A 16027-nucleotide genomic window follows, 5' to 3' on the forward strand; every position below is an offset into this window, starting at 1 on the left:
TCCGATCGCAATGGAAGAGCAGGTTCGCTTCGCCATTCGTGAAGGCGGCCGCACTGTCGGTGCCGGCGTCGTTACCAAGATCCTGAAGTAAGTCTCGTCCGCCCCGCAGGCCCCCTCAAAAGGGAACTTGGCCTGCGGGGTTGTCGTTTCAGCAGCAGGCGTTTACATTTTCCCCGGCGCGAAGCTATACTCGCGCCCCCTCGATTCACAGTGCGCCAACAGGGCGGTAGCTCAACTGGTAGAGCGTCGGTCTCCAAAACCGAAGGTTGCGGGTTCGAGACCCTCCCGCCCTGCCACTGTGATGAAAGCAGAATTGCCTCACGAGACCGATGGAATCCTCGAAGACAGCCGGTAGCCAGGTCGAAGAAACCGGCTCACGTTTCGACACGTTACTGCTGATCTCGGCCTTGGTGCTGCTGATTGGTGGTCTCGCGGTCTATTACGTGTTCCTTGAATTGCCGAAGTCCGTTCGGCTGCTGCTGTTGCTCGGCAGCATCGCCGCGGCCGTCGCCGCGGTCTATCGCACGGCAATCGGCCATTCGCTCTGGTCGCATGTCCAGGGCGCCCGTGTCGAACTCCGCAAGGTGGTCTGGCCCACGCGCCAGGAAAGCCTGCAAACCACGCTGATCATCGCCATCTTCGTGCTGATCGTGGCCTTGATGATGTGGGGGCTCGACGCAACCTTGCTTTGGGGCGTCCAGAAGCTCACCGGACGGAGTGCCTGATGAGCATGCGCTGGTATGTGGTTCACGCGTACTCACAGTACGAAAACAATGTGTTGCGCGCCCTGAAGGAGCGCATCACCCGCGCCGGACTTGAAGAAAAGTTCGGCGACATCCTGGTGCCGACCGAAGAAGTGGTCGAAATCCGCGATGGTCAGAAGCGCACCACGGAACGCAAGTTCTATCCGGGCTATGTACTGGTCCAGATGGAAATGAACGAAGACACCTGGCACCTGGTCAAATCGACGCCAAAAGTGCTCGGTTTCATCGGCGGCACGCCGGACAAGCCGGCACCGATCTCCGAAAAGGAAGCCAAATCGATCCTCAGCCGGGTCGAGGAAGCGGTCGAGAAGCCGAAGCCGAAGACGCTGTACGAGCCGGGCGAAGCCGTCCGGATTACCGAAGGTCCGTTCGCGGATTTCTCCGGTGTGGTCGAGGAAGTCAATTACGACAAGAGTCGTTTGCGAGTCGCGGTACTGATCTTCGGCCGCGCCACACCTGTCGAGCTCGAATTTTCGCAGGTGCAGAAAGGTTGAATGGCTGGCGAGCAACGGCTCGCCAAGCGTTCACGACCGGCCACGGATGGTCGGGCCGAGGTCTCCAAACGAGGATGAATCCTCGCCAGGGATGGCAAAAACAACTTTGTAGACCGGACGCCTTGAGCTGTCCGGAAGTCGTCAAACCGGGGAGCCCACCTGAAAGCCGGGCGCACGTACCCATCACGGAGTAAGCAATGGCAAAGAAAGTCCAGGCCTACATCAAGCTGCAGATTCCTGCAGGCAAGGCCAATCCGTCACCGCCCGTCGGCCCCGCACTCGGCCAGAACGGCGTCAACATCATGGAATTCTGCAAGGCGTTCAATGCCGCCACGCAGAAGCTGGAGCCGGGTATCCCGACCCCAGTCGTGATCACGGTCTACTCCGATCGTTCATTCACCTTCATCACCAAGACTGCGCCGGCCACGGTGCTGATCAAGAAGGCCGCCGGCGTCGAGTCGGGCAGCCCGACTCCGCACACCAAGAAGGTCGGCAAGATCACCAAGAGCCAGGCCGCCGAGATCGCCAAGACCAAGTGGCCGGATCTCAACGCCGGCAGCATGGAAGCCGCGGTCAAGCTGATCGCTGGCTCGGCCCGTTCGATGGGCATCGATGTGGTGGAGGGCTAATAACATGGCAACCGTGATCAAGCTGACCAAGCGTCAGAAAGCATTCGCCGACAAGATCCAGCCGGGCAAGGCCTATCCGGTCGACCAGGCCATCGAAATCCTGAAGTCCTGCGCCACCGCGAAGTTCAAGGAATCGCTCGACCTTTCGCTGAACCTCGGCATCGACGCCAAGAAGTCCGACCAGAACGTCCGCGGTTCGACGACGTTGCCGAACGGCAACGGCAAGACCGTGCGCGTCGCCGTGTTCGCCCAGGGTGCCAAGGCTGCTGAAGCTCTGGCCGCTGGTGCCGACGTCGTCGGCATGGAAGACCTGGCCGCCAAGATGAAGGAAGGCGACCTGAACTACGGCGTCGTCATCGCCAGCCCGGACACGATGCGCGTCGTCGGTGCGCTTGGTCAGGTGCTCGGTCCGCGCGGCCTGATGCCGAACCCGAAGACCGGCACCGTGACGCCGAACGTCGCCGAAGCCGTCCGCAATGCGAAGTCGGGCCAGGCCCGTTATCGCACCGACAAGGCAGGCATCATCCACTGCTCCATTGGCGCCGCGAATTTCGAAACCGCCAAGCTGACGGAAAACCTGCTCGCCGTGCTGCGTGACATCCGCAAGCAGAAGCCGGCGACCTCGAAGGGCGTATTCATCCGCAGGGTGACGCTGTCGACGACGATGGGCCCCGGCGTGCCGGTCGAGCTGTCGTCGCTGCCGGAATAAGAAACAAATGACCGGGATGCGTCCTGCGCATTCCGGTTTTCGGAACTTGACAGTGTGGCCTCACCGCCACGCCGTCCAAGACCGTCAGTAGGGCCGAAACCGCTCGCGCGGCCAGGCAGGTTAAAGGTTCGCAAGAGCCGCTGACGCAGACGGTAAGCCCTGAAGACTCACGTCGACAGGGTTCCGTAAAAGTGGATTGAGCCGCAAGGCACGATCCTGTTTGTAACGCAGCATCACCAGGAGGTTCGCGTCTAATGGCATTGCGTCTTGAAGACAAGAAGGCCCTGGTTGCGGAAGTGAATGAAGTGGCGTCACGCGCGCTGTCGGCTGTTGCGGCCGAATATCGCGGACTGTCTGCCGGCAAGTTCGACATCCTGCGCAGCAAGGCCCGTGAGAACGGGATCTATCTGCACGTGGTCAAGAACACGCTGGCGAAGCGCGCACTGGCCGGCACTCAGTTCGAGTGCATGGGCGACGCGCTGGTCGGACCGTTGGTGCTTGGATTCTCGCTGGACGATCCAGGTGCTGTTGGTCGCGTGATCAAGGACTTCGCGAAGGATAACGACAAGCTGGTGGTCAAGGCGGTTTCGATCGGCGGGCAGCTGTATGGCTCGAAGGACATCGAACGTCTGGCTTCGCTGCCGTCCAAGGAGCAGGCGTTGGCCATGCTCATGGGCGTCATGAAGGCCCCGGTGTCGAAGTTCGTTCGCACCCTCGCAGAACCAACTGCCAAGTTCGTGCGCACCGTGCAAGCGGTGGCCGACCAGAAGCAGGCGGCTTAAGCAGAGTCCTGACACCAGTTTTTCCATTCACTTTCCCTGATCGGGTAAGCGGTTTGGTTCACACACTAGTCAATCGAGGTTTTTAGAAATGGCACTTTCAAATCAGGAAATCCTTGACGCGATCGCCGAAAAGTCCGTCATGGACATCGTCGAGCTGGTCAAGATGATGGAAGAGAAGTTTGGCGTCTCCGCTGCTGCCGCCGTCGCCGTTGCCGGCCCGGCTGCCGGCCCGGCCGCCGCTGCTGCAATCGAGCAGACCGAGTTCACCGTCGTGATGTCGTCGTTCGGCGAGAACAAGGTCAATGTCATCAAGGCCGTCCGTGAAATCACCGGCCTGGGTCTGAAGGAAGCGAAGGATCTGGTCGAAGCCGTCCCGGCAACGATCAAGGACGCGATCCCGAAGGCTGACGCCGAAGCGATCGTCAAGAAGCTGGCCGACGCGGGCGCCAAGGCTGCGATCAAGTAAGCCTTGTCGATTCGCTCAAGCAGCACGCTGTAACCGGCGAGGGCTGGCCGCGCAAGCGGCCGGCCTTCTGCCGTTGCTACAACCGTATTTGAATGCTCCGCGCGCCTGAAGCGCGCCAAGACGAGGTAACACCGATGGCCTACTCGTTCACCGAGAAGAAGCGCATTCGCAAGGACTTCCGCAAGCAGTCGGAAACCCTCGCGGTGCCATACCTGCTGGCGACGCAGCTGGATTCGTATCGCCACTTCCTGCAGGCCGAGGTTCACCCCGCCCAGCGCAAGGAAGCCGGCTTGCATGCGGCGTTCAAGTCGGTGTTTCCGATGGTCAGCTATAACAATGCGGCGGCGCTCGAGTACGTGCGCTATCGCCTTGAAGAGCCGGTGTTCGACGAAAAGGAATGCCGCGTCCGCGGTCTGACTTTCGCCGCGCCGCTCAAGGTCACCACGCGTCTGGTGATCTACGACCGCGAGTCCAAGGAAAAGCGCGTCAAGGACATCCGCGAGCAGGAGGTCTACATGGGCGAAGTTCCGCTCATGACCGGCAACGGAACCTTCATCGTCAACGGCACCGAGCGTGTCGTCGTGTCCCAGCTGCATCGCTCGCCCGGCGTGTTCTTCGATCACGACAAGGGCAAGACCCATTCTTCGGGCAAGCTGCTGTACAGCGCCCGCATCATTCCGTATCGCGGCTCGTGGCTGGACTTCGAGTTCGATCCGAAGGACAACCTGTTTGTCCGCATCGATCGTCGCCGCAAGCTGCCGGCGACCATCCTCCTGCGCGCGCTCGGTTACAACAACGAGCAGATGCTGGAGATGTTCCACGAGATCAACACCTTCCAGCTCGCCGATGGCGGCGCGATGCTGGAACTGGTGCCGGAACGCCTGAAGGGCGAGAAGGCACAGTTCGACATCAAGACCAGCGCCGACAAGGTGCTCGTTGAGCAGGGCAAGCTGATCACGGCCCGTCACATCAAGCTGATCCAGGAAGCCGGCGTCAAGCACCTGCAGGTGCCGGATGAATACCTGCTCGGCAAGATCGTGTCGAAAGATCTGGTTTCCAAGGAAACCGGTGAAGTGATCGCCGTTGCCAACACCGAAGTCACCGCCGATCTGCTGCCGAAGCTGCGCGCGGCCGGTGTGGTCGAACTGCCGACGTTGTACGTCAACGACCTCGACAAGGGTGCTTACATCAGCACCACGATGAACATCGACCCGAGCCGCACGCGCCTCGAAGCGCTGGTCGAGATCTATCGCATGATGCGTCCCGGCGAGCCGCCGACCAAGGACGCTGCCGAAACCCTGTTCAACGGCCTGTTCTTCGCCGGCGAGCGCTACGACCTGTCGGGCGTCGGCCGCATGAAGTTCAATCGTCGTCTGCGTCGCACGGCCGTCACTGGTCTCGGCGTGCTCTATGACTCCCAGTACTTCAAGACTTTCGGCGATACCGAAATGAAGAAGAAGCTGGCGGAGCTGGGCGAGACCTCGGACATCGTCGAAGTGGTCCGCGAGATGATCGCGATCCGCAACGGCGAGCAGATTACCGACGATATCGATCATCTCGGCAACCGCCGCATCCGTGCGGTCGGCGAAATGACCGAGAACGTGTTCCGCACCGGCTTGGTCCGTGTCGAGCGCGCCGTTCGCGAGCGTCTGGCGCTGGCCGAAGCCGAGAACCTGACCCCGCAGGACCTGATCAACGCCAAGCCGGTCGGCGCCGCGATCAAGGAATTCTTCGGCTCATCACAGCTGTCGCAGTTCATGGATCAGAACAACCCGCTGTCGGAAGTCACGCACAAGCGTCGCGTGTCGGCCCTCGGACCGGGTGGTTTGACCCGCGAGCGCGCCGGCTTCGAAGTCCGCGACGTGCATCCGACCCATTACGGCCGCGTCTGCCCGATCGAAACGCCGGAAGGCCCGAACATCGGTCTGATCAACTCCCTGGCCTGCTACGCCCGCACCAACGACTACGGCTTCCTCGAGACGCCGTATCGCAAGGTTGTCGACGGCAAGGTCGGCAGCGATATCGAATACCTGTCGGCGATCGAAGAAGGCCGCTACGTGATCGCCCAGGCGAACTCGGAGCTCGACGCCAAGGGTGCGTTCAAGGCTGACCTGGCATCGGTCCGCTACCAGAACGAATTCACCATGATGACGCCCGACAAGGTCCAGTACATGGACGTGTCGCCGCGCCAGATCGTGTCCGTTGCTGCGGCGATGATCCCGTTCCTCGAACACGATGACGCCAACCGCGCCCTCATGGGTTCGAACATGCAGCGTCAGGCCGTTCCGACCCTGCGTGCCGAAAAGCCGCTGGTCGGCACCGGCATGGAACGCCGCGTCGCGATCGACTCCGGTGTGGCCTTCACCGCCAAGCGCGGTGGCGTGGTCGACAAGGTCGATGCCGCCCGTATCGTGGTCCGCGTCAACGATGACGAAACGATCGCAGGCGAAGCCGGCGTCGACATCTACAACCTGATCAAGTACACGCGTTCGAACCAGAACACCTGTATCAACCAGAAGCCGCTGGTTCGCCCGGGCGACATCGTCGCGCGTGGTGACGTGCTGGCCGACGGTCCGTCGACCGACCTCGGTGAACTGGCCCTCGGCCAGAACATCCTGATCGCGTTCATGCCGTGGAACGGCTACAACTTCGAAGATTCGATCCTGCTCAGCGAGCGGGTGGTCGAGGAAGATCGTTTCACCACGATCCACATCGAAGAGCTGACCTGCGTCGCACGCGAAACCAAGCTCGGGCCGGAAGAAATCACCGCCGACATCCCGAACGTCAACGAAGGCGCGCTGCGCAAGCTTGATGAAGCCGGCATCGTCTACATCGGCGCCGAAGTGAAGGCGGGCGACATCCTCTGCGGCAAGGTCACGCCGAAGGGCGAGACCCAGCTGACGCCGGAAGAAAAGCTGCTCCGCGCGATCTTCGGCGAGAAGGCTTCCGATGTGAAGGATACCGGCCTGCGCGTGCCGGCCGGCATGGACGGCACCGTCATCGACGTTCGCGTGTTCACTCGCGAAGGCGTCAAGAAGGACAAGCGCGCGCTGTCGATCGAAGAATCCGAACTGGCTTCGGTCAAGAAGGACTTCGGCGATCAGCAGCGCATCTTCGAGGACGACATCTACGATCGTCTGAAGAAGCTGCTGGTCGGCAAGTCGGCCGATGGCGGCCCGATGAAGCTGAAGAAGGGCGAGAAGGTCACTGCCGACTATCTCGACGGCCTCGAGCGTGACAAGTGGTTCGAAATCCGTCTCCAGGACGACGAGACCCAGAACCAGCTCGAAACCGCGGCCCGTCAGCTCAAGGACCAGCGCGCCGAGTTCGACAAGAAGTACGAGAACAAGAAACGGAAGATCCAGGCCGGCGACGAGCTGAGCCCGGGCGTCCTGAAGATGGTCAAGGTCTATCTGGCCGTGAAGCGCCGCGTGCAGCCGGGCGACAAGATGGCCGGCCGTCACGGCAACAAGGGCGTGATCTCGCAGATCGTGCCGGTGGAAGACATGCCGCACATGGCGGATGGCACCCCGGTCGACATCGTGCTGAACCCGCTGGGCGTGCCGTCGCGCATGAACATCGGTCAGCTGCTCGAAGTCCATCTCGGCTGGGCCGCGAAGGGCATCGGCAAGAAGATCGACGAGATGCTCAAGGGCCAGAAGGCGGTCGCCGAACTGCGCAAGTTCCTCGACAAGGCCTACAACAAGATCGGCAGCTACGAGCAGAAGGTCGATATCGATGCGCTGTCCGACACCGAGATCCTGACGCTGGCGCAGAACCTGACCGGCGGCATGCCGATGGCGACGCCGGTGTTCGACGGCGCCTCGGAAGAAGACATCAAGGGCATGCTCGAACTCGCCGGTCTTCCGACCACGGGTCAGGCGCAGCTGGTTGATGGCCGCACTGGCGACAACTTCGCCCGCCTGGTCACCGTCGGCTACATGTATATGCTGAAGCTGAACCATCTCGTCGACGACAAGATGCACGCGCGTTCAACCGGTCCGTACTCGCTGGTCACCCAGCAGCCGCTCGGTGGCAAGGCGCAGTTCGGCGGCCAGCGCTTCGGTGAAATGGAAGTCTGGGCGCTGGAAGCCTACGGCGCGGCCTACACGCTGCAGGAAATGCTGACCGTGAAGTCGGATGACACCAACGGCCGTACGCGCATGTACAAGGCGATCGTCGATGGCGATCACCGCATGCACGCCGGCATGCCGGAGTCGTTCAACGTGCTGGTCAAGGAAATCCGTTCTATCGGTCTCAACATCGAGCTCGAGCAGAACAACTGAGGCGACAGGTCGCAGGCCTGAGACGTGCTGCCGAAAGGCGCCGTCTCGGGCATCAGCAGTCAGCCTACTAGCCTCAAGAATTGCGGTATTGCGGAGATAGACATGAAAGATTTCTTCAACCTGATGCGGGCCACCGAAGAGTTCGAAGACTTCGATGCCATCAAGATCAGCCTCGCCTCGCCGGAAACCGTCCGGTCGTGGTCGTTCGGCGAAGTGAAGAAGCCGGAAACCATCAACTACCGCACGTTCAAGCCGGAACGTGACGGCTTGTTCTGCGCGAAGATCTTCGGGCCGATCAAGGATTACGAGTGCCTGTGCGGCAAGTACAAGCGCCTGAAACACCGCGGCGTTGTCTGTGAAAAATGCGGCGTCGAAGTCACCGTTGCCAAGGTGCGTCGCGAGCGCATGGGCCATATCGACCTGGCGTCGCCGGTCGCGCACATCTGGTTCCTGAAGTCGCTGCCGAGCCGCATTGGTCTGTTGCTCGACATGCCGCTGCGCGCCATCGAGCGCGTGCTGTATTTCGAAGCCCACATCGTCGTCGACGCAGGCCTGACGCCGCTGGAAAAGGGCACGCTGCTGACTGAAGAGGACTACCTCAACGCCGTCGAGAAGTACGGCGATGACTTCGATGCCCGCATGGGTGCCGAAGCGATCCGTGATCTTCTGAAGGCGATCGACCTGCAGAAGGAAACGATCAAGCTGCGTGAGGAAATCGGTGCCACCGGCTCCGATACCAAGATCAAGAAGCTCGGCAAGCGTCTGAAGCTGATCGAGTACCTGATCGCTTCGCACAACAAGCCGGAATGGATGGTGTTCACGGTGCTGCCGGTGCTGCCGCCGGATCTGCGTCCGCTGGTGCCGCTCGACGGCGGCCGCTTCGCGACCTCGGATCTCAACGATCTGTATCGCCGCGTCATCAACCGCAACAACCGCCTCAAGCGCCTGCTCGAACTGACAGCGCCGGACATCATCGTGCGCAACGAAAAGCGCATGCTGCAGGAGTCCGTTGACGCTCTGATCGACAACGGCCGCCGCGGCCGCGCGATCACCGGTACCAACAAGCGCGCCCTCAAGTCGCTCGCCGACATGATCAAGGGCAAGCAGGGCCGCTTCCGCCAGAATCTGCTCGGCAAGCGTGTCGACTACTCCGGCCGTTCGGTCATCGTCGTCGGCCCGACCCTGAAGCTGCACCAGTGCGGTCTGCCGAAGAAGATGGCGCTGGAGCTGTTCAAGCCGTTCGTGTTCTCGCGTCTGCAGCGTCTGGGTGTTGCCACGACGATCAAGGCCGCGAAGAAGATGGTCGAGCGCGAAGAAGCCCAGGTCTGGGACGTGCTCGAAGAGTGCATCAAGGAACATCCGGTGCTGCTCAACCGCGCGCCGACCCTGCATCGCCTCGGCATCCAGGCCTTCGAACCGCAACTGATCGAAGGCAAGGCCATCCAGCTGCATCCGCTCGTCTGCACGGCTTTCAACGCCGACTTCGACGGTGACCAGATGGCTGTCCACGTGCCGCTGTCGCTCGAAGCGCAGCTGGAAGCGCGCGTGCTGATGATGGCGTCGAACAACATCCTGTCGCCGGCCAACGGCGACCCGATCATCGTGCCGTCGCAGGACGTCGTGCTCGGTCTGTACTGGATGAGCCGCGAGCGCGTCAACGCGCCGGGCGAAGGCATGACCTTCTCCGACATCTCGGAAGTGCATCGCGCCTACGAATCGGGCCTGATCGATCTGCAGGCCAAGATCAAGGTCCGCATGCGCGATTACATCGAGGACGGCGAGGGCGGCTACAAGGAAATCCGCCGCATCAACGACACCACCACGGGCCGTGCGCTGCTGTCGGAGATCCTGCCGGACGGCATCCCGTTCGCGCAGGTCAACCGCACGATGACCAAGAAGATCGTCTCGCAGACGATCAACTGGGTGTACCGCCGCGTCGGCATGAAGGACACTGTGGTGTTCGCCGACCAGCTGATGTACATGGGCTTCCGCATGTCGACCAAGGCCGGCATCTCGTTCTGCCTCGACGACATCATGGTGCCCGACGAGAAGGTCGGCATCCTGGCCGAGGCCGAGATCAAGGTTAAGGACATCGACGACCAGTACAGCCAGGGTCTGACCACTCAGTCCGAGCGCTACAACCACGTCGTCGACATCTGGTCGAAGGCCAATGACGACATCGCCAAGGCGATGATGGCGCGCATCGGCACCGAAGCGGTCGTCGACAAGAAGGGCGATACCGTCCGTCAGACCTCGTTCAACTCGGTGTTCATGATGGCCGACTCCGGTGCGCGCGGTAGCGCTGCCCAGATTCGTCAGCTCGCCGGCATGCGCGGCCTGATGGCCAAGCCGGACGGCTCGATCATCGAAACGCCGATCACCGCGAACTTCCGCGAAGGTCTGAACGTTCTCCAGTACTTCATCTCGACGCACGGCGCTCGTAAGGGTCTGTCGGATACGGCGCTGAAGACCGCCAACTCGGGTTACCTGACCCGCCGTCTAGTCGACGTTGCCCAGGACGTGGTCGTCACCTCGCAGGACTGCGGCACCGAACAGGGCGTCGTCATGCGTCCGATCGTGGAAGGCGGCGACATTCTGGAACCGCTGCGCGATCGTGTACTCGGTCGCACCCTGCTGCGTGACGTGCACAAGCCCGGAAGCGATGAAGTCGCGATCGAGGCCGGCACCTTGCTCGACGAAAAGCTGGTCAACAAGCTCGAAGATCTGTCGATCGACGAAGTCTGGGTCCGCTCGGCGATCACTTGCGAAATGCCGTTCGGCATCTGCGGCAAGTGCTACGGCCGCGATCTGGCCCGTGGCCACTTGGTCAACATCGGTGAAGCGGTCGGCGTCATCGCCGCCCAGTCGATCGGTGAGCCGGGTACCCAGCTGACCATGCGTACCTTCCACGTCGGTGGTGCGGCTTCGCGTTCGGCCTCGGCTGATGGTGTTGATGCCCGTGCGGCCGGTACGGTGCGTGAGCACAACGTCAAGTCGGTCAAGAACAAGGACGGCAATCGCGTGACCGTCACCCGCACCGGTGAAATCGGCGTCGTCGATTCCCACGGCCGCGAGCGTGAGCGTTACAAGATTCCGTACGGCGCCGTCGTGCAGGTCAACGACAACGATCCGGTCAAGGCCGGTCAGCGTCTGGCCCGTTGGGATGCCCATACGCACCCGATCATCACGGAAATCGCCGGCTTCGTGCAGTTCCAGGACTTCGAGGACGGCATCACCGTCACTCGCGAGACCGATGACATCACGGGCATGAGCACGCTGGTGATCACCGATCCGAAGACCCGCGGCATGGCCGGCAAGGATCTGCGCCCGGTGCTGGCGCTGGTCGACGCCAAGGGCAAGTCGCTGAGCTTCCCGGGCACCGACATTCCGGCTTCGTACTCGCTGCCGGCCAAGGCGATCATCAACATCGAGGACGGTGCGGAAGTGAAGGTCGGCGACGTCGTCGCCCGTATCCCGCAGGAAGCCTCGAAGTCACGTGACATCACCGGCGGTCTGCCGCGTGTTGCCGATCTGTTCGAAGCGCGCAAGCCGAAGGATCCGGCGGTTCTCGCCGAAGCCTCGGGCACCATTCGTTTCGGTACCGCAACCAAGGGCAAGCAGCGCCTGAAGGTGGTGATGGCCGATGGCGAGGAAGTCGAGCAGCTGATTCCGAAGTGGACCCAGATCACCGTGTTCGAAGGCGAACACGTCGAGATGGGCGAACAGATTTCGGACGGCGAGCCGAGCCCGCACGACATCCTGCGTCTGCAGGGCGTCACGGCGCTGGCCAACTACCTAGTCAAGGAAATTCAGGACGTCTATCGCCTGCAGGGCGTGAAGATCAACGACAAGCACATCGAAACGATCATTCGTCAGATGCTGCGCAAGGTGGAGATCGCCGATCCGGGCGATACCCGCTTCCTGCAGGGTGAGCAGGCGGAAATCTTCCACGTCCATGCCGAGAACCGGAAGATGAAGAACAACGGCAGCCGTGCTGCCCAGTTCTATCGTCAGCTGCTCGGCATCACCAAGGCGTCGCTGTCGACCGAGTCGTTCATCTCGGCCGCTTCGTTCCAGGAAACCACGCGCGTTCTCACGGAAGCCTCGGTGCGCGGTTCGCGCGACGAGCTGCGCGGCCTGAAGGAGAACGTCATCGTCGGTCGTCTGATCCCGGCCGGTACCGGCCTGGCGCATCACGAACAGCGCCGCAAGGCGCGTGGTGGCAGCCTGCTGGCCGATCTGCAGAACGCCACGACGTCGTCGCCGATCACCGACGTGTTCGAAGCCGTGCGCAGCGAATCGGCAGTGTCCGGTGGTCGCGATGATGGCGACGAGGACGAAGTCGAAGAGTCCGGCGAAGAGTAAGGAATCAGCCGCTGCGGGCAACCTTCAACAGGTTTCCCGCAGCGGCCGTTGCAAGCGGCGTAGCAATCTTTTGTTCCGCCGACGATTGACTAAAACCGGGCGCGCTCTTATGATTCGCGCCCTCGCGCGCAGACCGTTCATGGTCCGCACGCCATATCTTTCACAATTGGGCTTTTGAAAGCGGGAATCACAGTGCCAACGATTAATCAGCTTGTTAAGACCGGTCGGACCTCCAAAGCTGCCAAGAACAAAGTTCCGGCACTTGAGGCCAGCCCGCAGAAGCGTGGCGTGTGCACTCGCGTCTATACGACCACGCCGAAAAAGCCCAACTCCGCACTCCGCAAGGTTGCGCGCGTTCGTCTGACCAATGGCTTCGAAGTCACCAGCTACATCGGTGGCGAAGGCCATAACCTGCAGGAACACTCCGTGGTCCTGATCCGCGGCGGTCGCGTCAAGGATCTTCCCGGTGTTCGCTACCACACCGTTCGCGGTGCGCTCGACGCCTCGGGTGTCGACAAGCGTCGTCAGGGCCGTTCGAAGTACGGCGCCAAGCGTCCGAAGGCCGGCGCCGCTGCTAAGACGGCTGGCAAGAAGAAGTAATCCTTCTGCGAGTTTTCGGGGTCTGCGCTCAGCGCGCAGGCCTTCGTTTCACCACTAATTAGTTCCTGGCCATCAGCAACTAAATACCGCATCACGCACCGAGTCCATCAATGTCCCGTCGTCGTAGCCCAGAGCGTCGCGTAATTCTCCCGGATCCGAAGTTCAAGTCCGAACTGCTGACCAAGTTCATGAACATGGTCATGGAAGACGGCAAGAAGTCGGTTGCCGAAAAGATCCTGTACGGCGCGCTGGACCAGATCGCGGCGAAGAAGAAGACCGATGCCCCGATCGTGGTGCTCGAAGCTGCGTTCGACAACGTTCGTCCGAGCGTCGAAGTGAAGTCCCGCCGCGTCGGTGGTGCGACCTATCAGGTGCCGGTTGAAGTGCGCGCCGTGCGCCGCACGACGCTGGCCATGCGTTGGCTGATCGATGCTGCTCGCGCCCGTGGCGAAAAGAGCATGGCCGATCGTCTGGCTGGCGAATTGCTGGATGCTTCCGAGCACCGCGGCGCTGCCGTCAAGAAGCGCGAAGACACCCACAAGATGGCTGAGGCCAACAAGGCCTTCGCACATTTCCGCTGGTAAGTGACGCTTGCCGGTTCTCCGGCAAACCGCTGCTCCCGCTCTCCTATCTGTAATGAAGCCGCGATAGATTTCGCGGCTTCGCTTTCAAGACCCGAGGTTTTCCGTGGCCCGCACTACGCCTATCGAGCGCTACCGCAATATCGGTATTTCCGCTCACATCGACGCCGGCAAGACGACGACGACCGAGCGCGTGCTGTTCTACACCGGCGTCAATCACAAGATTGGCGAAGTGCATGACGGCGCCGCGACGATGGACTGGATGGAACAGGAACAGGAGCGCGGCATCACGATCACGTCGGCCGCGACGACCTGCTTCTGGAAGGGCATGGGCGCGCAGTTCGATCTGCATCGCGTCAACATCATCGATACCCCGGGACACGTCGACTTCACGATCGAAGTCGAGCGTTCGATGCGCGTGCTCGACGGCGCCTGCATGCTGTATTGCGCGGTCGGCGGCGTGCAGCCGCAGTCGGAAACCGTCTGGCGCCAGGCCACGAAGTACAAGGTTCCGCGCATCGCGTTCGTCAACAAGATGGACCGTTCGGGCGCGAACTTCTTCAAGGTCGTCGAGCAGATGAAGAAGCGGCTCAACGCCAACCCGGTGCCGATCCAGATTCCGATCGGTGCGGAAGAAGGTTTCCAGGGCGTTGTCGATCTCGTCAAGATGAAGGCCATTCTCTGGAATGAGGCCGACAAGGGCGTGACCTTCGAGTACGGCGAGATTCCGGCCGAGCTCGTCGACCTGGCCAACGAATGGCACGAGAAGATGGTCGAAGCCGCCGCTGAGTCCAGCGACGAGCTGATGAACAAGTACCTCGAAGGCGAGACGCTGACCGAGGAAGAGATCAAGGGCGGCATCCGTGCGCGGACGCTGAAGCTTGAAATCTTCCCGATGCTCTGCGGCTCGGCGTTCAAGAACAAGGGCGTTCAGGCGATGCTCGATGCCGTCATCGAGTACCTGCCGGCGCCGACCGATGTGCCGCCGATCGAGGCGCACGACACCGACGACTACGAGAAGATCATCGAGCGCACCGCCGATGACGGCCAGCCGTTTTCGGCGCTCGGCTTCAAGATCATGACCGATCCGTTCGTCGGCACCCTGACCTTCATCCGCGTCTATTCGGGCGTGCTGAAGAAGGGCGACAGCGTCTACAACTCGCGCAGCGGCAAGACCGAACGTATCGGCCGCTTGGTGCAGATGCATGCGAACAATCGCGAAGAAATCGATGAAGTGCGCGCCGGCGACATCGCCGCCTGCATCGGTCTGAAGGACGTCTACACCGGCACCACGCTGGCTGCGCAGAACGCGCCGGTCGTGCTGGAACGCATGATCTTCCCGGAGCCGGTGATTTCGCAGGCTGTGGAACCGAAGACCAAGGTCGACCAGGAAAAGATGGGCATCGCGCTCAATCGTCTTGCCCAGGAAGATCCGTCGTTCCGCGTCCGTACCGACGAAGAAACGGGTCAGACGGTCATCGCCGGCATGGGCGAACTGCATCTGGAAATCATCGTCGACCGCATGAAGCGCGAGTTCAAGGTCGAAGCCAATGTCGGTCCGCCGATGGTGGCTTACCGCGAAACGCTGCGCCGCACGGTGGAAGCGGAAGGCAAGTTCGTGCGCCAGTCCGGTGGTCGCGGTCAGTACGGTCATTGCTGGATCAAGATTGAACCGCAGGAACCGGGCGCTGGTTACGAATTCGTCAACGGCATCGTTGGCGGCGTGGTGCCGAAGGAATACGTGCCGGCCATCGACAAGGGCATCGTCGAAGCCATGAAGAATGGTGTGGTCGCCGGTTACCCGGTCGTCGACATCAAGGTAACCGTGTTCGACGGCTCCTACCATGACGTCGATTCCAACGAAATGGCGTTCAAGGTTGCCGGTTCGATGGCCTTCAAGGAAGGCGCGCAGAAGGCCAGCCCGGTCATTCTCGAGCCGATCATGGCCGTCGAAGTGGAAACGCCGGAAGACTACATGGGTGACGTCATGGGCGATCTCAATCGCCGCCGTGGCGTGATCCTGGGCATGGACGATGTCGGCGGCGTCAAGGCGTTGAAGGCTGAAGTCCCGCTGGCAGAAATGTTCCAGTACTCGACGACCCTGCGCTCGATGAGCCAGGGCCGCGCGACGTACACGATGGAATTCAAGAAGTACCAGGAAACGCCGGCAAACGTTGCCGCCGCCCTGGCGAAGAAGTCCTGATAAGCAACACACCCGCGCTGTACTGAACTTGAGTCGGATTAGAGGATATTTCGATGGCAAAAGAGAAATTTGACCGTACCAAGCCGCACGTGAACGTGGGGACGATTGGGCATGTGGATCATGGCAAGACGACGACGACTGCGGCGCT

At 61.4% G+C, this 16027-nt stretch carries 13 protein-coding genes and 1 tRNA gene; all 14 read left to right on the forward strand.

Features of this window, described 5'->3' with window-relative positions:
- On the forward strand, positions 1 to 91 hold a 91-nt coding region (locus tag G513_RS25270), incomplete at its 5' end, for an EF-Tu C-terminal domain-related protein (protein ID WP_022974900.1).
- A 129-nt stretch (positions 92 to 220) separates the two neighbouring features.
- A tRNA-Trp gene (locus G513_RS0100690) sits at positions 221 to 296 on the forward strand.
- Between the two features lie 33 nt (positions 297 to 329).
- The gene (gene secE, locus G513_RS0100695) at positions 330 to 725 is read left to right on the forward strand and encodes a preprotein translocase subunit SecE (RefSeq protein ID WP_022974901.1); all 396 of its coding nucleotides are present in this window, start codon (positions 330 to 332) and stop codon (positions 723 to 725) included.
- On the forward strand, positions 725 to 1258 hold the full coding sequence (gene nusG, locus G513_RS0100700) for a transcription termination/antitermination protein NusG (protein ID WP_022974902.1): 534 nt from the start codon (positions 725 to 727) through the stop codon (positions 1256 to 1258). The genes secE and nusG overlap by 1 nt, the downstream gene beginning before the upstream one ends.
- Before the next feature lie 197 nt (positions 1259 to 1455).
- Positions 1456 to 1887 carry a 50S ribosomal protein L11 gene (gene rplK, locus G513_RS0100705; RefSeq protein ID WP_022974903.1) on the forward strand — a complete coding sequence of 144 codons (432 nt, stop codon included), beginning with the start codon at positions 1456 to 1458 and terminating at the stop codon, positions 1885 to 1887.
- 13 nt (positions 1888 to 1900) lie between these two features.
- Positions 1901 to 2596, forward strand: a complete 696-nt coding sequence (gene rplA / locus G513_RS0100710; RefSeq protein ID WP_028474979.1) for a 50S ribosomal protein L1 — start codon at positions 1901 to 1903, stop codon at positions 2594 to 2596.
- A gap of 254 nt (positions 2597 to 2850) precedes the next feature.
- Entirely contained in the window at positions 2851 to 3378 is a 528-nt protein-coding gene (gene rplJ / locus G513_RS0100715) for a 50S ribosomal protein L10 (RefSeq protein WP_022974905.1), read from the forward strand.
- 88 nt (positions 3379 to 3466) lie between these two features.
- Positions 3467 to 3844: a 50S ribosomal protein L7/L12 gene (rplL, locus tag G513_RS0100720; RefSeq protein ID WP_022974906.1), complete on the forward strand. Its 378-nt coding sequence runs from the start codon at positions 3467 to 3469 to the stop codon at positions 3842 to 3844.
- Between the two features lie 134 nt (positions 3845 to 3978).
- Positions 3979 to 8130 (forward strand): DNA-directed RNA polymerase subunit beta, encoded by a 4152-nt coding sequence (gene rpoB, locus G513_RS0100725; protein WP_022974907.1) that lies wholly within the window; start codon positions 3979 to 3981, stop codon positions 8128 to 8130.
- A gap of 102 nt (positions 8131 to 8232) precedes the next feature.
- A complete protein-coding gene (gene rpoC / locus G513_RS0100730; RefSeq protein ID WP_022974908.1) occupies positions 8233 to 12495 on the forward strand; it encodes a DNA-directed RNA polymerase subunit beta' in 4263 nt (1420 codons plus the stop codon).
- Between the two features lie 192 nt (positions 12496 to 12687).
- Positions 12688 to 13095 carry a 30S ribosomal protein S12 gene (gene rpsL, locus G513_RS0100735; protein ID WP_022974909.1) on the forward strand — a complete coding sequence of 136 codons (408 nt, stop codon included), beginning with the start codon at positions 12688 to 12690 and terminating at the stop codon, positions 13093 to 13095.
- 110 nt (positions 13096 to 13205) lie between these two features.
- Entirely contained in the window at positions 13206 to 13679 is a 474-nt protein-coding gene (rpsG, locus tag G513_RS0100740) for a 30S ribosomal protein S7 (protein WP_022974910.1), read from the forward strand.
- A gap of 103 nt (positions 13680 to 13782) precedes the next feature.
- Positions 13783 to 15879, forward strand: a complete 2097-nt coding sequence (gene fusA / locus G513_RS0100745) for an elongation factor G (protein WP_022974911.1) — start codon at positions 13783 to 13785, stop codon at positions 15877 to 15879.
- Between the two features lie 53 nt (positions 15880 to 15932).
- Positions 15933 to 16027, forward strand: a 95-nt coding sequence (locus G513_RS25620; protein WP_156891324.1) for a GTP-binding protein, incomplete at its 3' end; no start/stop codon positions are given.

It is taken from the genome of Nevskia ramosa DSM 11499 (assembly GCF_000420645.1).
GTDB classification, from domain to species: Bacteria; Pseudomonadota; Gammaproteobacteria; order Nevskiales; family Nevskiaceae; genus Nevskia; species Nevskia ramosa.